The organism is Ensifer sp. ENS03 (genome assembly GCF_014852035.1).
GTDB lineage: Bacteria > Pseudomonadota > Alphaproteobacteria > Rhizobiales > Rhizobiaceae > Ensifer > Ensifer adhaerens.
Window position 1 is genome coordinate 419,125 of the sequence record NZ_JACVAV010000002.1, and the last position, 18,751, is coordinate 437,875.

The 18,751-nt window shown below is 62.4% G+C and carries 20 protein-coding genes and 2 tRNA genes; 6 read left to right on the forward strand and 16 right to left on the reverse strand.

Going from position 1 to position 18,751, the window contains the following annotated elements:
* Nucleotides 1-8: 8 nt before the first annotated feature.
* The 3 genes from IB263_RS08715 to IB263_RS08725 all read right to left on the reverse strand — a co-directional run bounded on the left by IB263_RS08715 (nt 9) and on the right by IB263_RS08725 (nt 1,564).
* Nucleotides 9-161, reverse strand: coding sequence for a hypothetical protein (locus IB263_RS08715; protein ID WP_034793400.1), 153 nt, complete (start codon nt 159-161; stop codon nt 9-11).
* 322 nt (nt 162-483) lie between these two features.
* Nucleotides 484-897, reverse strand: coding sequence for a hypothetical protein (locus IB263_RS08720; RefSeq protein ID WP_060516134.1), 414 nt, complete (start codon nt 895-897; stop codon nt 484-486).
* 136 nt (nt 898-1,033) lie between these two features.
* Nucleotides 1,034-1,564, reverse strand: coding sequence for a hypothetical protein (locus IB263_RS08725; protein ID WP_246810985.1), 531 nt, complete (start codon nt 1,562-1,564; stop codon nt 1,034-1,036).
* A gap of 203 nt (nt 1,565-1,767) precedes the next feature.
* Between IB263_RS08725 and IB263_RS08730 the strand changes: the two genes are divergently transcribed.
* Together IB263_RS08730 and IB263_RS08735 are read left to right on the forward strand one after the other, a co-directional pair.
* Nucleotides 1,768-2,754: a glycosyltransferase family 2 protein gene (locus tag IB263_RS08730; protein ID WP_162727286.1), complete on the forward strand. Its 987-nt coding sequence runs from the start codon at nt 1,768-1,770 to the stop codon at nt 2,752-2,754.
* Between the two features lie 224 nt (nt 2,755-2,978).
* Nucleotides 2,979-3,221, forward strand: a complete 243-nt coding sequence (locus tag IB263_RS08735; RefSeq protein WP_034793396.1) for a hypothetical protein — start codon at nt 2,979-2,981, stop codon at nt 3,219-3,221.
* A gap of 124 nt (nt 3,222-3,345) precedes the next feature.
* On the opposite strand, the gene IB263_RS08740 is transcribed toward IB263_RS08735, so the two are convergent.
* From IB263_RS08740 to IB263_RS08755, 4 genes are all read right to left on the reverse strand, one after another.
* The gene (locus IB263_RS08740) at nt 3,346-4,077 is read right to left on the reverse strand and encodes a class I SAM-dependent methyltransferase (RefSeq protein ID WP_051659275.1); all 732 of its coding nucleotides are present in this window, start codon (nt 4,075-4,077) and stop codon (nt 3,346-3,348) included.
* Nucleotides 4,074-5,645 (reverse strand): GMC oxidoreductase, encoded by a 1,572-nt coding sequence (locus IB263_RS08745; protein ID WP_192438286.1) that lies wholly within the window; start codon nt 5,643-5,645, stop codon nt 4,074-4,076. The genes IB263_RS08740 and IB263_RS08745 overlap by 4 nt, the downstream gene beginning before the upstream one ends.
* Before the next feature lie 174 nt (nt 5,646-5,819).
* Nucleotides 5,820-6,188, reverse strand: a complete 369-nt coding sequence (locus IB263_RS08750; protein WP_192438288.1) for an Imm8 family immunity protein — start codon at nt 6,186-6,188, stop codon at nt 5,820-5,822.
* Between the two features lie 6 nt (nt 6,189-6,194).
* On the reverse strand, nt 6,195-6,734 hold the full coding sequence (locus IB263_RS08755) for a hypothetical protein (RefSeq protein WP_143034192.1): 540 nt from the start codon (nt 6,732-6,734) through the stop codon (nt 6,195-6,197).
* Between the two features lie 69 nt (nt 6,735-6,803).
* Between IB263_RS08755 and IB263_RS08760 the strand changes: the two genes are divergently transcribed.
* Nucleotides 6,804-7,004, forward strand: coding sequence for a hypothetical protein (locus IB263_RS08760; protein WP_034793392.1), 201 nt, complete (start codon nt 6,804-6,806; stop codon nt 7,002-7,004).
* A gap of 73 nt (nt 7,005-7,077) precedes the next feature.
* On the opposite strand, the gene IB263_RS08765 is transcribed toward IB263_RS08760, so the two are convergent.
* A complete protein-coding gene (locus IB263_RS08765) occupies nt 7,078-7,344 on the reverse strand; it encodes a DUF1127 domain-containing protein (protein ID WP_034793390.1) in 267 nt (88 codons plus the stop codon).
* A gap of 614 nt (nt 7,345-7,958) precedes the next feature.
* On the opposite strand from IB263_RS08765, the gene IB263_RS08770 reads away from it, so the two are divergent.
* The gene (locus tag IB263_RS08770) at nt 7,959-8,390 is read left to right on the forward strand and encodes a GFA family protein (protein ID WP_060516128.1); all 432 of its coding nucleotides are present in this window, start codon (nt 7,959-7,961) and stop codon (nt 8,388-8,390) included.
* Nucleotides 8,391-8,674: 284 nt separating this feature from the next.
* Here IB263_RS08770 and IB263_RS08775 read toward each other — a convergent pair.
* Nucleotides 8,675-8,750: transfer RNA gene (locus IB263_RS08775), tRNA-Lys, on the reverse strand.
* Nucleotides 8,751-8,884: 134 nt separating this feature from the next.
* On the reverse strand, nt 8,885-9,454 hold the full coding sequence (locus IB263_RS33935; protein ID WP_210338229.1) for a hypothetical protein: 570 nt from the start codon (nt 9,452-9,454) through the stop codon (nt 8,885-8,887).
* Between the two features lie 296 nt (nt 9,455-9,750).
* Between IB263_RS33935 and IB263_RS08785 the strand changes: the two genes are divergently transcribed.
* Nucleotides 9,751-9,826, forward strand: a tRNA-Lys gene (locus IB263_RS08785).
* Between the two features lie 55 nt (nt 9,827-9,881).
* Here IB263_RS08785 and IB263_RS08790 read toward each other — a convergent pair.
* The 3 genes from IB263_RS08790 to IB263_RS08800 form a co-directional block, all read right to left on the reverse strand.
* Nucleotides 9,882-10,799, reverse strand: coding sequence for a PhzF family phenazine biosynthesis protein (locus tag IB263_RS08790; RefSeq protein WP_034793378.1), 918 nt, complete (start codon nt 10,797-10,799; stop codon nt 9,882-9,884).
* 251 nt (nt 10,800-11,050) lie between these two features.
* A complete protein-coding gene (locus IB263_RS08795; RefSeq protein ID WP_192438291.1) occupies nt 11,051-11,791 on the reverse strand; it encodes an NUDIX hydrolase in 741 nt (246 codons plus the stop codon).
* A gap of 2 nt (nt 11,792-11,793) precedes the next feature.
* A complete protein-coding gene (locus IB263_RS08800) occupies nt 11,794-12,900 on the reverse strand; it encodes an endonuclease/exonuclease/phosphatase family protein (protein ID WP_113506076.1) in 1,107 nt (368 codons plus the stop codon).
* Between the two features lie 396 nt (nt 12,901-13,296).
* Between IB263_RS08800 and IB263_RS08805 the strand changes: the two genes are divergently transcribed.
* Entirely contained in the window at nt 13,297-14,754 is a 1,458-nt protein-coding gene (locus IB263_RS08805) for a CYTH and CHAD domain-containing protein (protein ID WP_246810986.1), read from the forward strand.
* A gap of 48 nt (nt 14,755-14,802) precedes the next feature.
* On the opposite strand, the gene IB263_RS08810 is transcribed toward IB263_RS08805, so the two are convergent.
* The 3 genes from IB263_RS08810 to IB263_RS08820 form a co-directional block, all read right to left on the reverse strand.
* Nucleotides 14,803-16,350, reverse strand: coding sequence for a DUF1254 domain-containing protein (locus IB263_RS08810; protein ID WP_083523527.1), 1,548 nt, complete (start codon nt 16,348-16,350; stop codon nt 14,803-14,805).
* 376 nt (nt 16,351-16,726) lie between these two features.
* Nucleotides 16,727-17,644, reverse strand: a complete 918-nt coding sequence (gene dapA / locus IB263_RS08815) for a 4-hydroxy-tetrahydrodipicolinate synthase (protein ID WP_192438295.1) — start codon at nt 17,642-17,644, stop codon at nt 16,727-16,729.
* A gap of 463 nt (nt 17,645-18,107) precedes the next feature.
* Nucleotides 18,108-18,749 (reverse strand): hypothetical protein, encoded by a 642-nt coding sequence (locus IB263_RS08820; RefSeq protein ID WP_060516124.1) that lies wholly within the window; start codon nt 18,747-18,749, stop codon nt 18,108-18,110.
* Nucleotides 18,750-18,751 lie beyond the last annotated feature (2 nt).

An 18,751-nucleotide genomic window follows, 5' to 3' on the forward strand; every position in this document is an offset into this window, starting at 1 on the left:
GTCTCGCGTCACTTCGATGTCGATTTCAGCACGCGATGGGTCGCATCGTCCAGCGCGTGGCCGGTTTCGACACCGTCCTGCCGAAAGCCGCGCGCCGTGTTGGCGCAAGCCGAAAGCACAAGCACCGCCAGGCACAGGAACGTCAGCATCGCCTTTGACATGATCGTCTCCGTCTTTTCCCCAATCGGAAATGAAGCGCCGACCGGCAAAGTCAATCGATAGCCTTGAAAACCGACCCGTGAAGCGACCACAGGGGCGCGCCTGCCCGCCCGTGCGCGGGCCACTTTATTTTGGCAACCGTACCAGAATCAGCGAATCCGGCCTTTCCCGCTCCGGCGGATGCACGTTAGCTTCCGTACCGCGCAGTACGTTCTTTCTGGACTGCGCTTCCCCGCACCCCGAGCCATTTTGGGTGCCTGCTTGCCCCGCCCTCGTGCGGGGCTCTTTCTTTCTAGTGGCCTGCCGGGTCGTTACCAACCGGTCTCAATCAACCTTGAACACTGCGTCGCCGACAAAGACGATGACATATTGTCCGCCCTCACCCTCGCGCGCCCAGCCCTGCAGCACCGCTGCATAGGGTGCGCGCTTCCAGGCGTCCGGATGGTCCGGATCGACGAGAACCGTGACCTGCGGTCCCTGGCGATAGATCATCATATGCGAACGCGCCGGATCCCACGCCTCGCCCAAGGTCTCGTCCGTACGCCAGAGACAGAGAAAGTCACGGCAAAGCTGCGGCCGGTCCTCATAGATCCGGCATCCCGCACCCGTGCAATGCCGACACCAGGCATTGGCCGGCTTCTCCAGCGCATCGATATCCGGCAGGCGGCAGCAGAGCGTACAGGTGCCGCAGGCGCGCTCGGCGAGCGGGGTGGCGTTGAAATGGGAAAGTGCGGTCATGCGGCGAGGTCTATCACCGTGCCCGGCCGCAAGGAAACCCGCAAAACTTCGACGTTACCCGACCGCCGACGCCGAACGATTGCCGACGCCGGCCTATGCGAGAGAACGATGCGATCGTCATGCGACCGCCCAGCCGTTATCCGATGCGCGGACAGCCGCTGCGGTTCGCCAGATAGATCCGGGCATATTGGCCGCGCCGGGTTTCGCCTTCAACGACGATCCGGTTGCGGCTCATGGCGGCAATTTCTGGATCGCGCAGCCCGGCGCGATAGGCCCGGCGCAACGCCTGGCCAGTGCTGCAGCCGCGCGGGCGAACGTAATCTTCGTCGTCATAGCGCCGCTCGCGACGGAAGTCGTCGCCGTAATAATCGCGGTCCCGGCCGATATAGAGGTCGAGTGATTGCGCCGGCGAGACGGCCGGCATTGCGGTGACCGATCCCGCGGCCACCAGGGCCGCCATCAATAGCTTGCTCATCATGCTTGTCATGTCTGCCTCCTCCACTTCTTGGCGCATCAGCGCGAACGTGGATGAAGGAGAAACAGGATAGCGGGCGAAAAGTTTCGCAGAAAACGCTTTGACGTCAGGCTGCGCACCAGTGCCGACCTGCTTGAATGCCGCCTTTTGCGATTGAAGGATACCCGCAGAAACTGTAGCAGCCGGGCGCACTCCACGTGTGCGAGCCACTCGACACAGCGATTTTCGCTCCCCATATCCGTGCGATCGTATGGATTGCCACGCCTGTGCTTTTGATTTAGTCCGGGTTCATATTGTTTATGACAAATGTCGGAATGAGCATGACGGATATCGCGTATCCCTTCAAGAATCGATCCGATGCCGAGTCGATCACGGATCGAAGCTTGTTTGATCGCATCGCGACCTGGTACGAGACGACCAAGGTCGAGCGGCGCGAGCGCAGGATGAACCACGCGGTCGATCTGCGCTGCGTCAGCCCCCAGGGGCAGACGTCGCTCTATCCCGATGACCTGCCGCTGATCTTCCTGACCCGCAACGACGCCAAGCTCATGCCGGGCTTCCTCGCCCATTACCGGTCACTCGGGATCACCCGCTTCATCTGCGTCGACGATGCCTCGACCGACGGCACCCGCGAATTTCTGCTCTGTCAGCCGGATGTCGACCTGTGGGCATCCTCGGTCCGCTACAAGGATGCGCGGCGCGGACGTGCCTGGAGAGAGTCGCTGTTCGCACTGTATGGTGGCGAACGCTGGTACGTGAACGTCGATTCCGACGAATTTCTCATCTATGACGATTGCGAAAACCGCACGCTCTGGTCGGTCATCCACGCGCTCGAGGGCCTGAAGATCTCGCGCCTCCCGGCACCGATGCTGGACATGTATCCGGTCGATCTCGGGGCCGCCGACATCGACCAGTTGCAGACAAGTGCCCCCTGGGAAGTCGCCGATCATTTCGACAGCCGCGGCTATACGCTGACGACGACGAAGCGGGCGATCACCATCAAGGGCGGCGCTCGCCACCGCGAGTTCGACTCGGACCTGGAAATGATCAAGTATCCGCTGATCTATTGGGACGAGGACTGTCGCTTCGGCCCCAGCATCCACCAGCCGCTCCCCTATCAGCGCAACTTCTCGTCTATTCTTGGCACGCTACTGCACTTCAAGTTCTTTGCCGACTACCAGAAGGTCATCAACGACGCGGTGGCCGATGGGCAATATTTCGACGGCTCGGCGGCCTACGCGAAGATGACGGATGCACTCTCCAGCACTGGCGCCCTGCAGCTCTTTTCCGAGTCTTCGATGAAGTTCGACGGATCGAAGCAACTGCTGCGGCTCGGCTTCATTACTGCGGTCCCGAAGGCTCCCGACGAAGGCACCCGCTAAGGCGGGTTTGTCGGTTCGCGCTTTCACTTAGCCGGCTGTCGATTGGGAAAACCACCCGGCTCATGTTTACACTTCAGGGACAGCCGCACACGTCGGGGCGGTCGCAGCCGCCCCACGCCACGTTTGGCATGTGTTTTTCAACCGACCCGCGAACCGGCCCGTTGATAATTCGACCAACCGCTCCATTTACAGCTTCAAGGCACTTAACCTGAGGAGAAGCCTTGATGAATCGAAACACCATCATCGGTATCGTGGTTGTGGTCGTGCTCATTGTACTTGCTGTGATGTTCCTGAAACCGGGGGCGAACCAGCAGGCAACCGAGACAGCGCCGACAACGACGACGACACAGCCGGCAACGACCGAGCAGCCAGCGACGACCCAGCAGCCCGCAACGACAGACCAGTCGGCGACGCCGCCAGCAACAACCACGCAGCCGGCCACGACGCAGCCCGCGACGACCCCGTAAACGCCCGCGAGCACCCGGCGCCAAAAACGAAATCACCCACGGGCGTCGCCCGTGGGTGATCCTTCATCGGAATTTTAAAGGCGAAGCGGCGACGGACGTCGCCCAAGCCGCGGGCGGGCCCGCGCTATTTCCTCACCACGGCCTGGATATTGGAAGGCATCATCGAATCGATCTTGTGATCGTCGGTGTATTTCCACGTCGTATCGTACTGCTGGGTAATGAAGACGTCGAAGAACCGGGCCGAGCGCGCCATGAGTTCGATGAACGGTCGCGCCAGCGGAAACACGTCGCACTGCAGGAGAATGCGCTGCATCAGAATGCCGATCGTTTCGAACGGCATGCTCGAGCCGCGCAGGTCCTCGATCTCGCTCCAGTCCTTGAACAGCATCTTGAAGGAGAAAGGCGTGAAGTGGAAATAGTTCTCGGGCCCCTCGTGGAAGGAGAACACCGCCGAGGCGGAGATGATCAGCTTGCCGTTCGGCTTTAGGATGCGGCGCATGTCGTCGATCAGCCGCTGCGGATCGGGAACATGTTCGAGCAGGCCGGTGCAGAGCACGATGTCGTAGCTTTCGCTCTCGATGGCATCGAGATGGTAATGCGTGTCGACGACGAGATCGGCCTTCTTGCGATCGGACTTCGAGACCAGGAACGAGTTCGGGAAAAACTCAGTATAGTCAACGTCTTCGGTGTGAACGATGATCGTGCGCTTGTTCGAAGCATTTTCCTGGCATAGCCGGACCAGGTTCTTCGTCGAAAGCTTGCCCCCGAAGTAGTTCTTTCGCGAGAGCTTTTGCCAGCGCGTGCGTTTCGCCCGCTGTTCCTTGCCGCTAAGTTCCGGGGAAGTCATTTCCGTCATGGATTACCCGCCTTTGTTTTGTGGCGCTGGCATATCTTATCGGCGGTAAGCATTGCAAGCGCCATGACTGTCAGTACTGGATTGGCGTAGCCGTAGGAGGTGAAGACCGACGCGCCTGCCGCATAGAGATTGTCGACCCCGTGCACCCGGCCATCGCGATCGATGACGGACATGTCGGCCGAGCGGCCCATACGCGTCGTGCCCATGAAATGGGAATGGATGCCGGTGATGTCCCAGGGCTTGCCTGCCGGCGGCAGCGTCGAGATCAGCTTGCCGATATTGTGGCGCAGCAGCAGCCCGGAAAGCTCGTCCAGAAATTCGCGGATCGACGCCTGGTCATCTTCTGTCAGCGACCAGCGCACGACGCCCTTCGGCAGCCCATGGGGATCGCGCGCCTCGCTCAACTCGACCCTGTGCTCGGCATTGGGATGTTGGTCGAAGAAGCCGCGCACCACGAGGATCGAGCCGCCCGGCCCGAGCAACCCCATCTTGCCGATGACGTTGAAGGCGACCTGGCCGACAACCGCCAGAGCCGAGGTCAGGCGACGACGCAAGGTCGATTGCGGGCGATCGCCGCCCTCGCCGGCAGCCACCACGTGCTGCGCATGTTCGAGAAGCTTGAGCCCGATCGATTCAAAGCGCGGCGAAAACTGAACATAATGGTTCAGCTGGTCTCTCTTCTGACCCTTGCGCACGCCGACACCGAAGCGCAGCGAGCTGCTGCCGCTCTTGTGATCGCTGAACAGCGGCCCTGCCGTCTTCACCGTCTTGAACAGGTGAATGCGCCCGACATTCGCCTTCGGATGGGTGGAAAAGAAGCGGCCGATATTGTCGTTTGCCAAAAACCCGCCTTGGCGGCTGTTCAGCATGATGCGCGGGTTTTCTAGCCCGCCGGCGCAAAGCACGAATTCCGGGGCGGAAAGCTCCACGGTTCGCCCCTCGCCGATCGCCGCTCGCACCGCGCCGACGCGATCGCCGGCGGCGGTCGGGATCACCTGCAGCACGCGGCAATTATAGACGATGGTGAGATCAGGGTTCTTGCCCGCAAGCGCCTTCAGATAATCCTGACCGTTGAAGGCCGGACGGCTCCACTGGAACCGCTTGACGGAGACGGCCGGGTCGGAGACAAAATCCCGCCAAGGCGCCGAGCCGCCGTCATAGGCTGGCACCTGGTCGATGGCGCCGATCGGCTTCAGCTGCAGGAGTTCGATCGCCTGCTGGTAATATCCATCGAGTTCAGCGCGCTCCAGCGGCCAGTCGTTGCCGGACGTCAGGTCGACATCTTCCAGCGGCGCGACACGCCCGGACCAAAGATTGGTCGCGCCGCCGATCTGGAACGAAAGCCCGAACGGCTCCTGGTTGGCGATCTCGAAGAAGGGCGAGCTGTCGGAGTTGACGAGGTTGTCGCCGGTTTCAAGCAACGTGACCTTCAAGCCCTCCGCCAAGAGCCGCGTCGCCATGGCGCAGGCCGCAGCCCCCGACCCAACAATCAGCACATCGGAACCGATCGCCTGCAGGGCCTCGTCGCTGCACGCACGCGCGTCAATAATATTCCTGGTGTCCGTCATCGCTACTGCACTTCCACCCGCGGTTTCAAATGCCGGATGTCCCGACCTCGTCACCGTCATAGCTAATTGAGCAAACCGGGCAAGCGCGCTCGTCGATATAATCAGGGAAAACCGGCCCGTGCGGCCGGCGAGAGGCGGCGTTCACCAGTCGACCACCCAGAAGTCCGGGCGAGATCAGGTACTTTCCCACTCCCAGAAAAACCGCTTGCGCAGTTCCAAGAGGCTTTCTTCCCAACTGTCGCGCTGACTGGCGGCGAGCGCCTTGACCAAGTGCCCCTTGAGAACCGCGTGGCTGTAGCGTGGCAACGCCAGAAATCGCGTGTGCGGGGTCCGGCCGGGCCTGTTGTTGGGGGTGACCACCAGAACGGAAAAACTCTCCGTCCAGCTTTCCTCCTTCGTGCCGATCTCCAGCTCCAGCGTGAACTTCACGTCGTCTGGCGAAGTCGCCTCGGGTCCTTCATCGCAATCGAAGTCGAACTCCGTCCAGGCGCCCGGTAGCAGGCCGAAGGCGATGGCCGACTTCAGGTCGATCGCGCGAAACATCGGAAGTCAGCCCACCGAATCTGGCTGATCTTGCGCAGGCACGCGACCAGCAGTCGTCGGGCTTAGAAACAAAAACAACGCCAGCGCCACAGGGGCGACTGCTCCCCAGGCGCCAAGTGCCCTGCCAAGTCCGCCGGCTGCGACCGAATATGCATAGAGAAACAGGAAGGCGAGCCCTGAATTGGCAACGCCGAGATCGACCAGTCGTCGCAACGTCAGGAAAACCGCATAGCCGCAGCCGAAAATCAACGCCGATTTCGCTGGCCACCCTACTTCGTCAGCCGCCGCGAACGGAAACAGGGCTGCCACGAGCAAGGCGCACAGCGCGATGCCAAGCAGATAGTCCAATCGAGCAAGCGGGACCGTGGAGAGCAATATTCTTCTGACCCTTGCAAATCGCATCCGCCACGCCCGCACTAATTGAATGCCGGCGATATACACATCGCAGCCGCAAGGTTCTACTTCGATGTCCCACCGAGCTCGGAAACGCCGGGGGACGCGGCGCACCGATCGACAATTCCAAAGCCGCTCGACCTTTTCGGCCAAGCCATTGCCGTCTGTTCCCCTATCGCCCGCCAATGCTATCAATTCGGAACCCACCCACGGAGCCCCTGAATGCGCGTCGTCTTCCTCTCTTCGCTGCTCTTTCTTTCATCCTGCATACCGCACATCCCGGAGGACGTTCTCGACGCCGGCTGGTGCAGGGAGATGGCGGCGGCAAGGGCGAAGGCGACCGGCAAGGGGCGGGAAAACCTTGCCGCGGCGATGATCAAGCATGACTGCGCGGCCAAGCTCGCCGCGCCAGTCCCCCAGTGAACCGATTGCCCTCTGAGCCGTTGTTCATCGGCCACCGGTTGCTGCGGGAAAAGAGGCCCGCTTGACGCGGGCCTCAGTTGTGTCTCGTCACCGGATAGCCGACCGGCATCTGCCAGAGCGAGATGTCGGCGATCTCCGGCTTCTTCACGCCCTCTCCCGTTTCTGCGCCGATATCGCGCAGCATACGGTCGGAGAGGTGGCTGAGCTGGTTGAGCGTCCGCTGACGCCTCCAGGCAGCAAGCAGGAAAGCGCCGACCGTGCGGCGGAAGCCGAACGTTCGAAAAAGGTCGTCCATGATCGCCGGCAAAGCGCCAGCGGTGGTCAGTTGCAATTCGCGCATGATTTTTCCCGCCGCGCAAAGCGGTCGGGTCCTCTAGATTATGGATGCGCGCGGATACGGAACTACGTTCCGGAAGCCGGTCACATCAAGTCAAAATGGAAGATACGAAAAGGCGGAACTCAGGACGCAGTTATGCGCCGAAGTAATACACAGGATTACGGCACACTCGTCGTGACGGGTGAACCATTCCACCAGAGGCGCGCATCTGAACAAAATTGATATTCATCGTATGCCTCCTCTAGTTTGAGCTCCGATTTGGCGAAAATTACACAGGATTACTTTGTCGGCAAGAGAACAATCTGCAGACGCAGGATTGAAGATGCGCCTGTTGCATGACGGCAACACCAGCAATGCGGCGGGCTTTGTGAGCCTTGCGACCACCCCTGGTTCGGGCGTGACCGTCATCAATGGAAACGATCCCAATTGCACCGCCAATTGAACGGAGCCTGTTGATCTCGAAAACATAGGGGCGGCCGACGCCGAACGGTGCCGGCGGCACAACTGGCCGAGGGTCGGTCGCGCCGGCCGCGACGCCGGTGGCCCGCACTTGAGGATCCGTGATCCAGCCCTTATGGAACAGACATCAATTCGGCTCAGACCAGACGGATGTTTCCATGAATTTCGACGTTCAGGACCTCAACGGCGCCTGCCACTGCAAAACGGTTCGCTTCAATGTTCGGCTGAAGAATGGCCTCCATACGGCCCGCCGCTGCACCTGCTCATACTGCCAGCTGAAGGGCGCGGTTGCCGTCTCGGCGGCCAAAGACGGCGTGACTGTGCTTTCGGGCGGCGAGGCGCTGACCAAGTATCAGTTCAACACAAATGCAGCAGAGCACTTCTTTTGCTCGAAATGCGGCATCTACACCTTTCACAAGCCGCGCTCCAACCCCGATTTCTACGGCGTCAACGCAGCCTGCCTGGAGGGCGTGAGCCCCTTTGATTTTGAAGAATTGCCGGTCAACGACGGCATCAATCATCCGATGGACACTAAGGGCTCAACCGGTCCCCGGCTCGCCGGAACCCTTCGATATTTTCCGGCCAAGTGATTCACGAGCCCTGCAAGACACGGCGCGACGGCGGCCCGGCCGTCGCGCGCGCTTGGCGACTGATCGCCGGAAGACCGATCACGCTGGCCCAGCCCTGTCTTTGCGATCCTCATCCGCCGCCCGTCCCACGGGTCAGCGGAATGCGCGCCGCCCACTGGGGGCGCAACATCGAACCGGTATATTTTGCAACGGAAACGGGCCGTGACTTCTGCCCAGAAGCCCGGACACATGCGATCGGCGCAAATATAGGAATTGTAATCTAATCAGCGCTTTAGGAGAAGTTTTGGTGGGTGATCACGGGCTCGAACCGTGGACCCGCTGATTAAGAGTCAGCTGCTCTACCAACTGAGCTAATCACCCATCCGTGGCGCCGCTTTAGCGCACGACCTCATCACACTCAAGAGGGTATTTGCATCTCGCAATAATAAACTCACAGCCGTTTCCGCCGGAGCGGTCGGAAACGGCTAGATTCTTGCCTTCAATCACCCCCGTCGTCAGCGCACGTCGATGAAGTTGCCCCTGAGGTCGAAGCGGCAGTTGAAGAAGGTGACGCCGCGGCCGCCATCGTAGTTGCCCTGCACCCAATAGTAGCGGCCGCTTCGGAAGGCCATATTGACGGTGATCCGGTTGGGACGCACGCCGAAGGCGGCAGACGCTTCGCCCTGGCAGAAGCGCGGCATCATCCTTGCGTCGACACGATCCGGCTGCTGCGTGTCGTCGTATTGCGGCGGGCGTTCCGGGCGTGGCCGTGTGTTGCCGTCGGCAGACGTGACACGGCAGACGCCGTTGCCGGCGCCCCGGCGCGTATAGCTGATTGAAGGCGAACCATCGCGGTTGACGCTGATCGAGATCGTGGTTCGTCCCTGGCTCGCCTCGTAATAATCGCTGCTGAACCGCTTCAGACGGGCCTGGCTGCCATTGATGAAGACGGGACCGCCCTGATCGGCGTGGACCTCGATACGGCCGGGGCAGGTGGCGTTGAAGAACGGCACTTCGGCCTTCGCCTCGGTGGCGAAGCCGGCAAGGATACCGACGAGCATTCCTGTGGCGATCGTGCTGCGCATGGGGATACCTCTCCAATCATCGCTCGTTTCGTGTGCCCGGCTCGCTGCAGTATGCCGACCATGCGCCTCGCGTCAAACGGGTCTTTTGTCGCGTTTCCCCTGTGGCCTGTATCCGCAGGGATGCGCGAGGGGTGGCCGGAACGCGCCCGGTTGATAGCGGGCGAGTTCTCCACAGGGGGTGCTCTAGCCCCACGAGATTTTTCAAAAGATTTTCACAAAGGCGCTGGACAACCAAACCGAACGCCTTTATACGCCCCCTCACGACAGCAGCGGGACACACCGCGGCGGTCGCGGATGGGTGATTAGCTCAGTTGGTAGAGCAGCTGACTCTTAATCAGCGGGTCCACGGTTCGAGCCCGTGATCACCCACCAAAACTTCTCTTAAAACGCTGATTAAGCTGAATTTCCCAAGTCTTACGCCGACGCCTCAGACGTAGAGTTCGCCGGCCGCAATCTTCACCGCATGGCCGCCGATGCGGGCGTTGCTGATCTCGCCGCCCGAGATGTCGAGATGCAGGTGAATGAAGGACGGCCGTCCCATTTCCACGCCCTGCTCGACCAGCACCGGATGATGGCCGTCGACGAACTGGTCGAAATAGTGGATCGCGCCGGAAAGGGCGGCAACGGCCGAGCCGGTTGCCGGATCCTCCAGATTGCCGGCACCAGGGCCGAACTTGCGGGCGTGAAAGCGCGCCGTGTGGTTCACGCCGCCGCGACAATACACGTAAGCCGCGGCCAGCCGTCCCTCGGCCATCGGCGTCAGTTGCTCCCAGCGCAGCGAATCGAACTCGATCGACGAAGCCGCCGCCACATCATGCACCGGCACCATGACGAAGGGTGCGCCCGCGCTCCAGAACGACGGCACGTGATTCTCGAAACCGATCTGCGACAGTTTCAGGCTTAGCGCATCGGCGATCGCCTGCCGGTCGAAGCGTGCGTCGAGCCTGACCGATTTTCGCGGCAGGTCGAATTCGGCAAAGCTCGCCTGCCCGGGCTTGAGCCGCACGGCGCAGCGCACCGGCCCTACCTTCTCCTCCAGCACCTGCACGAGGTCGAAACCTTCCTCGGTCGCGCCACGCTGGGCCTCGGCGATCGCAATTGCCGCACCGACGGTCGGATGGCCGGCAAAGGGCAGTTCCTGGGCAGGCGTGAAGATCCGGAGCTTCGCCGTGTGCGCCGCACCGCCGGGCCTGCGGATAAACACCGTCTCCGACAGGTTGAATTCCTGCGCGATCGCCTGCATCGCTTCATCGTCGAGCCAGTCGGCACCGAAGACCACGGCCAGCGGATTGCCTTCCAGTCGCCTGTCGGTGAAGACGTCGTAGATCGCGTAGCTGAGCGCCATTCATGTCCCCTTGCGAATATGCGCGAACTTTGCAGCGTCGGGACGCGGGCGGCAAGGCTTAAAAGCGCCGGTACACAGCTCGGCGCGGATCACGTTTTCTTTAGCTCCGGCTCCGGCAGCACGCTTCGCCGCTCACGCGGCCAAAAACCCTCCCGGCCGCAACCGGCGCGCACCCGCGGCCGCGCGGCCGCGTGGCGACCCCCGCTAAAACGCACAAATACAAGGAGATGCGACGTCCCGTTGATTCGAAATCAGAGCGGCTTCTCGCGCCGAAACAGCCAGTCGAGGATCGGCGGTACGAAGGGCGGATAGTTGTGCGCCACGGGATCCGGGCCGAAAACCGCGATCGCCTCGTCAATCTCCGGCTCCGGGTCCGCGGCAATGTGCTCCGCCACGCGCGCAACCAGCGCTGCCGCCTTCTCCGGATAGCGATAGACGCGGATGAGCGTCACGGCGCGGCCCATATGCAGCAGGTGATAGCCGGGCTCCACGGTCGCGAGCGAAAGGTCGATGCCGGTTTCTTCCATCGCCTCGCGGCGGATATTGCCGTCGATGTCGCAGCCGCCATCGACGATATCCTCGGGCTCGAGCGAACCGGAGGGGCTGTAGACCCGGCCCGGATTGGCCGTGTGCCCGCCCATGCGCACGAGGATCAGCGCACCGTCGGAAGAAAGGATCGCCGGCATGGCAAAGAGATGAAAGGCACTCTTTGCTCGCGTCTTCCGCCACCAGAGAAAGGTCGAATAGGGCACCACATGCCCCTCGCCCCGCAGCCGGCCGTCCGCGATGCGAAGCGCCCTGAGCAACACCATCCGCCCGTCGAAGAGGTGCGGGTTGGCGGTAATCTCCCGTTGCCAGTTTTCCTGCGCGCGCTCCACCTCCTCCTGGTGAAACGGATGTGCCGCGCCGGTAACGCGGACATCCACCGCATCGATCGGGATGTTGACGCCTTCATCCGGCCAGGCGTCCGTGTTGCTTTCAAGCGCGCTCATGCTCACACATCCAGGGTGATGGCCACGGGGCAATGGTCGGACGCTTTCGGCCGGTCCCAGCCGGTGCGCGGATAGCGCTCCACCTCCAGATCAGGCGGAAAGATCGTGCGGAACGGCTGGCCGCCGCGAATGACCTCGGGCACCTGGTGCGCGTTGCGCTTGGCAAGCGCCGGCGAAAGCCAGATATAGTCGAGCTGGCAGAGATGCCGCTCCTGCGGCCCGCGGCTGTGGAACAGCGTCCAGCGATCCATCACCGGACGGCGCAGCATCGGGTTCTCGACAAAGCCGCCGCGGGTGAAGACGTCAAGCGAACTCGTCTCCTCCTCATGCGGCACGAACTGGTAGCCGGTGCGCCGGTCGCCGAGGATGTTCACCTTCTCCTGGTAATCGTTCATGTCGCCGCAGATCGCGAACATCTTGTCGGCCGTCTTCCCGCGGCCGAAGCGGCTTTCGATGATGTGGCGCACGGCCGAGGCTTCGGCCACGCGCAGCGGCATCGTCGCCTGCCGGCCGTCGAGCCCTTCGCGCGCCGGCCCCATCGACTTGAAATGCACCACGTAGAGCGTCAGCGGCCGCCCGCCGATCCTTAAGTCCAGCTCCAGGCAGTCGCGCTTGAAGATCCGGTCGGCCGGACGGTTGGTAAGCGCTATTCTGTCGTTGAAGAGGTCGAGGTCCTCATAGGTCAGCCCCGCATGGCTCTTCACGTCGAGGCATTCGATCGGCTGGCCGTCGCGCGTCTCCTCGCGCATCAGCACGGCGACGTCGATCCCGCGCGAATCATTGCCCTCTATCAGGTACTTCTGGCGATAGCCGTTGCCGACCATGCGAAAAAGGTAGTTGTATTCGAAGGCCTGCAGCGAGGCCATGTTGTCGGCTTCCTGCAGGCAGAGGATATCGGCATCGCAATCGGCGATCGCGAGCGCCGACATCTGCCGCGTATCGTCCGTATGCGCAATCGTGCGCGCCTCCTCCAGCCGCTGGTACTCGGCTTCCGTCTTCACGTCGAAGAGCCGGAGCACGCGGTCCTGTTTCAGCTGGTTGCGAAAGCCGGAAAAATCGAAGCGGCTCAAAAGGTTTTCGATGTTGAAGGTGGCAAGGCGAAGCGACATTTATCAATTCCGTGGCATGAAATGCGGGGAGCTTAAGCAATTCCAGGAAAAGTGTGAAACGGTTTTCCGTTCGGAATTGCGTCATCTCAAAAAGCAATTCCAGGAAAAGTGCGAAGCGGTTTTCCGTCCGGAATCGCGCCATCTCAAAAAGCAATTTCAGGAAAAGTGTGAAGCGCTTGTCCGTTCGGAATTGCGTCGCCTCAAAAGCAATTCCAGGAAAAGTGCGAAGCGGTTTTCCGCCCGGAATCCATTGAAATCCCGTACACCCCGGCGGCCTCCAGCTTCGAGCGCGACCTATCGCGTGGCCTCGAGCATTCAATATGATCCATGTCATCCAGAACACGAACCAATGTGCTCATATGGCATTATCGCGTTGTCTCTTGCACTTGTTGGAGGATGGGGTTGAACACGGAAATCGAAATCAAGCTCGAGCTTCTCCCTGAAGATCTCGATCGCTTCGCCGCATCCGGGCTTCTGGGTGAGCCGGCGCGCGTCGAAAGCCAGCGGTCCGTCTATTTCGATACGCGCGCCCGCGACCTGTTCCAGTCGGGTTTCACGCTGCGCATCCGCACGTTCGGTTCTGCCCGCACCCAGACGATCAAGGCGACGGGAGCGAGCGCCTCGGTTTTCGCCCGGCCGGAATGGGAGCAGCCGCTGGACAGCGACGAGCCGGTGGTCGACCACACCACGCCGCTTGCCGCCCAGTTCGACCTCGAGCCAGGCGATCTGCAGGCGCATTTTGCCGTCGATGTCGAGCGCACCACCTGGAAAGTGAAACAGGATGGCGCCGACGTCGAGGTCGTGCTCGACCGCGGCCTGATCACCGCGGGCACCCGCCAGACCGCGATCGGCGAGATCGAACTTGAGCTCAAGGACGGCGCGCCCGAGGCGCTCTTCACGCTCGCCCGCCGTATCGAGGCGATCGTTCCCATCCGCTTCGGCGTCATGTCCAAGGCCGAGCGCGGCTTCCGTCTCATCGATGCCGAGCAGATGGTCTTCAAGGCCGAGCCGGTCGAACTCGACCGCGAGATGCGGGTGGCAAAGAGCTTCCGCACGGTCGCCCTTGCCTGTCTTCGCCACCACCGCCTGAACGAAGACGTGCTGCGCGTGCGCCAGAACCCGGAGGCCCTGCACCAGGCTCGCGTTGCCCTTCGGCGCCTGCGATCGGCCTTCTCGCTCTACAGGGATTTGCTTCAGGACGACGAAAGTACGCGCCTGAAAGGCGAGCTGAAGTGGCTGGCGGGCGTCTTCGGCAAGGCCCGCGACGTCGACGTTCTCCTGGCCCGCGCATCCCAGCCGGAACTTGTCGAGTGGCTGAAGACAGCCCGCGCCGCCCGCTATCGGGAGGTGTTCGCGGCGCTCGATGACGGACGCGGCCGCGCCCTCATGCTCGATCTCCACCAGTGGCTGCACTGCGGCGCCTATCTTTCATCGCCGCCCGCCGAACTTCACGATCGGCCCGTGACCGATTTTGCCGAGGCCGTGCTCGACCGCGAGCGCCGGAAGCTGAAGAAGCACGGCCGCGCGCTCGCCAAGATCAACGACGAGGAGCGGCACGAGGCCCGCAAGGACGCCAAGAAGCTGCGCTATGCCGCCGAATTCTTTGCGACACTGTTCGACGACAAGCGTGGCGCCAGGCGCCACAAGCGCTTCACGGCCGCAATGGCCGCACTGCAGGATGAACTCGGCACGCTCAACGATCTGGTTTCGGCGCCGAATGTGCTCGGCGAGATCGGCCTCGAAGATCACCCGGACGCCGGAACGCTCGTCGTTCAGGCCAACAAGGACAAGCTCATCGACCGCGCGCAGGCTGCGCTCGACGACGTGATCGACGTCAAGCGCTTCTGGCGTTGAGCACGCCGGGCAAACCGACGTCGGTTTATCCCGGCACCTTGGCCCCCCTCATGCCGCAACCGTGATCTTCGGCGGCTGCCAGGTGCCGTCGAGGATCGCGTCCTTGCCCCAATAGGCGCGAATGTAGAGCGAGAAGATTCCGTGCGGCGCCGGCAGCCAGTTGCTGTCCTTCTCCCCGCCGGGGCGCTCGGCGCTCACGTAGAGCGTCAGCGAGCCGTCGGCATTGCGCTTCAGCCTGTCGCTCTTGGTGCCCAGCGAATAGCGCTTGAAGTCGTTGGTGTGGAAGAGGTGCTTGTCGTCATAAAGGGTCAGCGACCAGAAGCCGTTGACCGGCGGTTCCTGGCCGGGCGCAAAGGTGATCTCGTAGAGTTTCACGCCGGTCAGCTGGTCGCCGGCGCCGTCGAAGTCGGTATAGAAATACTGCGTCTCGCTCGGCCGGTTGTTGAACATGTTCGACTTGGCGGTGCCGGTCCGGTTGAAGTAGTCGATCCCCCATTGCGCATTGTTGACCGAGCGGTTCCAGCCATTGCCGGCCGGCAGCCCGTTGCGCTGCCATTCCAAGAAGGGGTGGATGACCTTGTTCTCGGTCTCGATCGCGGTGTCGACGAGCATGCCCCGAAGCTCGGGATCCCGCTCGGCCGCGTCGAGCAACAGGCGGAACTGGGCAAAAAGCGCCTCCTCCCCCGGCAGCGGATCGACCGCGGCGATGGCGTCGCCGAACTGGTCGAAGAACGTCTCCGGCGTCACCCATTTGGTTTCGGCGTCGGTCGCGCCGCCGTTTAAGGGCGGAGCCGGAATGTCGGTCAGCTTTGCCCATTCGATCGTCTTCGCCTCGCCGGTAAACTCTTTCAGCGGATAGAAAACCACCTGGTTGATCAGCGGCTGGATCGCCTGGTTGTCGTCGCTCACGTCGGTCTGGAAGATGCGGGGAATGGCGCTCGCAAGCGATGTCGGGGAGCGGATGATGTCGGTGATGCCGGCGGGCTTCAGCCCGTCCCAGTCGGGGCCGACAAGAAGATAGAAGCCGGGCCGCGTGCCATAGGGCTTGCCGAGCTGGCCGAACTGATCGGTGCGGGCATCGTAGAGCGAATAGAGCCAGAAGCGGTCGCCGAAGTCGGGCACCTGCGCGACGACGGGCTCATCGTCGAGCTCGAAGAAACCGAGGCCATAGACGACGTCCTGGTTGGGGCATGTGACGAAGGTTTCCGACGGCTCGATATAGTCGTGCAGCATGCCCACCTGGCCGCGCGGGGCCACCGGCGAAAGGCCACCGAGCAGACCCGCATAGGGCGCCTGGGTGACCTTGGCCCTGCGGTTCAGCATGTTGACGATCGGCCAGCCCCAGATATAGGCCATCTGCCCGATCGTACGGGCATAGCCTGGATGCATGGCAACGCCGGTCACCGGCAGCGTCGGCGCTCCCGGCCCGAGCGCTTGCTGCGCCTCGGCGGGCGTGGCCGAGGTAACGACCGAGGCGGCGGTCAAAGCCGCCGGAACGGCCGCGCCGGCACCGATCGCGGCAAGCGAGGCTGCTCCGATCCCGCCTTTCATCATGTCGCGTCGAGTGATTTCAAGATTGCTGCCGGATGTTTTCATCATCGTCTCCAGGCGTCCTGATCAATCAGCTTTCGAAAGGCACCCGCACAGGCGCCCCGTTTTTGGCACACCGTCCATCTCGCCCGGCTTCGTCCTCGCGCCGGGAAACCGGCCTTTCGCCCTCACCCGTGACGGTTCAGGACACGGATCGCTCGCAAGAATGGTTCTCTGTTTTTTTTCCTCAACTGCGGCATTTCAATGCCCAGCAGCACGGGTCCGCACAGGGCCGTCGGACACCGCGCGTGAGGACCGCTATCCTGCCGAAACAAGCCGTTCGGCGAAAGTACGTAACTGTTAAAATACGATGCAAACGACCACGCAAAGCAGGGCGATCTTCCTTTCACCGGTCGCCCCGCCTTGAGGAACCGTCGCAGGCTCAGCGGCGGCCGTCCTGCGCCGCTATCGCCCTTTCGATCCTCAGCGCCAGGTCATCACTCACCGGCACCATCGGTAGGCGCATCTCCGGGCTGTCGATCAGCCCCGCGCGCCACAGCCAGTGCTTGATCGGCCCGGGGTTCGGTTCGGCAAAGAGCAGCCTCGGCAGGTCGGCAAGGCGCTGCCATGCGGAAAGCGCCCCCGCCTGGTCGCCGGCAAGCAGCCTGTTGCGAACATCGGCGAAGGCTGCCGTCTGCACATGGGCAGACGCCGTGATCCCGCCTTCGGCCCCTTGCGTCAGCGCCGTGTAGAACAACGGGTCCTCGCCGGTCAGCACGGCGAAATCGCGCGGCTTGTGGCGCAGCAGATCGAAGGATTGCGTCGCATCCGCCGAACAATCCTTGACGCCGACGATGTTTCTCCGTTCCGCCAGTTGCAGCATCGTCTCGTTGCCGAGGTTGACGCCCGTCCGGTAGGGAATGTTGTAGATCAGGATCGGCCGGTCCGTGGCATCAGCAAGGGCCGAGAAATGCGCAAACAGCCCCCGCTGCGACGGCCGCGTGTAATAGGGGCAGGCAATCAGATAGCCATCGACGCCCCAAGCGGCCATCCGCTCCAGCGCCTTCACCGACTTCCGCGTATCGTTGCCGGAAAGCCCGAAATAGACCGGAATGCGCCGGCCGGTTCCAGCCAGGGCCTGATTGGTGATCGCAACCACCCGCTCGCACTCCGCCTCGTCGAGCGCCATGCCCTCGCCCGTGGTCGCGCCGAGAATGAAGCCATCGATCGGCTCGGCCGCATAGTGGGCGACCAGCCGGCGGAGTGAGCGCTCGTCCAGTTCACCATCGCGAAAGGGCGTGATCAGCGGCAGCCAGAGGCCGCCAAGGCCCGGCGATTGCGTTGAAGCTGTGCTTTCCATGAAATTCCATCTCCTTGAAAAAACCGGAGACGGAGAGCGCAAGCGAAAACCCCGTCCGAACCGGCGGGGTCGATCTGGTCCTTGTGCTTGCTATGCTCTGCGCGCAACGACCGACAGCCCCGGGTGCGGGGCTTTTTTTGCAGTCGTCAGTTTGGCGAGGCGGCAGGTCATGGGCGCGAAGGTCGAACAGTCCGGCTGCATTGTCAAGGAGGACCCGCTCCTAGCGACGACGTGCCTGCGCTCCCCGATCGTCGCAGCAACGCCTCGATCTTGCAATTTTCAGTTGTTTACAGTTACTTGGCCGCATCAAATCCAATCTTGCAGCAGGCCTGGCGAAGGCTGCTGAAGATTGCATGACGCCGTGCGCGGCACGCGCTTCGACAGGCTGATACAGCGCTCGCCGGCAATCCAACCCGCTTAGCCCAAACTTGAGCTTCCGCTCAGTCCGGACGTGAGCTTCCGCTCAGTCCGGACATTCCGCGCCGGTCTCCACCCAGGCCGTGATCAGCGCGGCGAACTCCGGTTGCGAACCGGGCGGCGCGCTGCGGCCCTCACCCGGATGCCAGGCCCAGCCGACCAGGTGATCCTCGCCCATGTGCTTGATGAGATCGGCATGGGAGCGGTTGCCGTTACGCTCGGTGTCCTTCACCTGTTCGCAGATCTCGCGAACGGTGAGGCCCTGCCAGGCCATGCTTTCGGGCGCCAGCTGCCAATGGGCGTTGCCGGGGATGGACTTCAGCCGGCTGCCGACGATCGCCCGGTTCTCCGCGCCGTGGCAGGTGCTGCAGGCAAGGCCGGCCGGCCCCATCGAACTGTCGGCGGCGATCATCAGTGGCACATGCGGGTGCATGTCCTCGCCCTGCGTCGGGCTGCGCGTTGCCGGGTGGCAGTTGATGCAGCGCGGATGGGTGAGCACCCGGCTCGCCTCGGCAAAGATCGCCTTCGAGCGCTGGCGCGCATCGGTGATCGAGGCAAAGTCGGCTGCACCTTTCAAGGCGCCGCCACTGGCGGTTTCGGCAAAACCGCTGACCGGCTCGAAAGTGGCGATGAGACCTGCCGCCACGAGCGCGGATGCAAGCGAGAGAGCAAGGGCGGGCCTGTTCATGG

Coding starts and splice junctions, on each gene's coding strand:
- dapA (WP_192438295.1), bottom strand. CDS start 17,644: ATGGAAAGCACAGCTTCAACGCAATCGCCGGGCCTTGGCGGCCTCTGG.
- IB263_RS08740 (WP_051659275.1), bottom strand. CDS start 4,077: ATGACGGAAATGACTTCCCCGGAACTTAGCGGCAAGGAACAGCGGGCG.
- IB263_RS33935 (WP_210338229.1), bottom strand. CDS start 9,454: ATGCGCAGCACGATCGCCACAGGAATGCTCGTCGGTATCCTTGCCGGC.
- IB263_RS08760 (WP_034793392.1), top strand. CDS start 6,804: ATGCGCGTCGTCTTCCTCTCTTCGCTGCTCTTTCTTTCATCCTGCATA.
- IB263_RS08810 (WP_083523527.1), bottom strand. CDS start 16,350: ATGAAAACATCCGGCAGCAATCTTGAAATCACTCGACGCGACATGATG.
- IB263_RS08735 (WP_034793396.1), top strand. CDS start 2,979: ATGAATCGAAACACCATCATCGGTATCGTGGTTGTGGTCGTGCTCATT.
- IB263_RS08790 (WP_034793378.1), bottom strand. CDS start 10,799: ATGGCGCTCAGCTACGCGATCTACGACGTCTTCACCGACAGGCGACTG.
- IB263_RS08720 (WP_060516134.1), bottom strand. CDS start 897: ATGACCGCACTTTCCCATTTCAACGCCACCCCGCTCGCCGAGCGCGCC.
- IB263_RS08745 (WP_192438286.1), bottom strand. CDS start 5,645: ATGACGGACACCAGGAATATTATTGACGCGCGTGCGTGCAGCGACGAG.
- IB263_RS08795 (WP_192438291.1), bottom strand. CDS start 11,791: ATGAGCGCGCTTGAAAGCAACACGGACGCCTGGCCGGATGAAGGCGTC.
- IB263_RS08715 (WP_034793400.1), bottom strand. CDS start 161: ATGTCAAAGGCGATGCTGACGTTCCTGTGCCTGGCGGTGCTTGTGCTT.
- IB263_RS08770 (WP_060516128.1), top strand. CDS start 7,959: ATGAATTTCGACGTTCAGGACCTCAACGGCGCCTGCCACTGCAAAACG.
- IB263_RS08805 (WP_246810986.1), top strand. CDS start 13,297: ATGGGGTTGAACACGGAAATCGAAATCAAGCTCGAGCTTCTCCCTGAA.
- IB263_RS08765 (WP_034793390.1), bottom strand. CDS start 7,344: ATGCGCGAATTGCAACTGACCACCGCTGGCGCTTTGCCGGCGATCATG.
- IB263_RS08750 (WP_192438288.1), bottom strand. CDS start 6,188: ATGTTTCGCGCGATCGACCTGAAGTCGGCCATCGCCTTCGGCCTGCTA.
- IB263_RS08820 (WP_060516124.1), bottom strand. CDS start 18,749: ATGAACAGGCCCGCCCTTGCTCTCTCGCTTGCATCCGCGCTCGTGGCG.
- IB263_RS08800 (WP_113506076.1), bottom strand. CDS start 12,900: ATGTCGCTTCGCCTTGCCACCTTCAACATCGAAAACCTTTTGAGCCGC.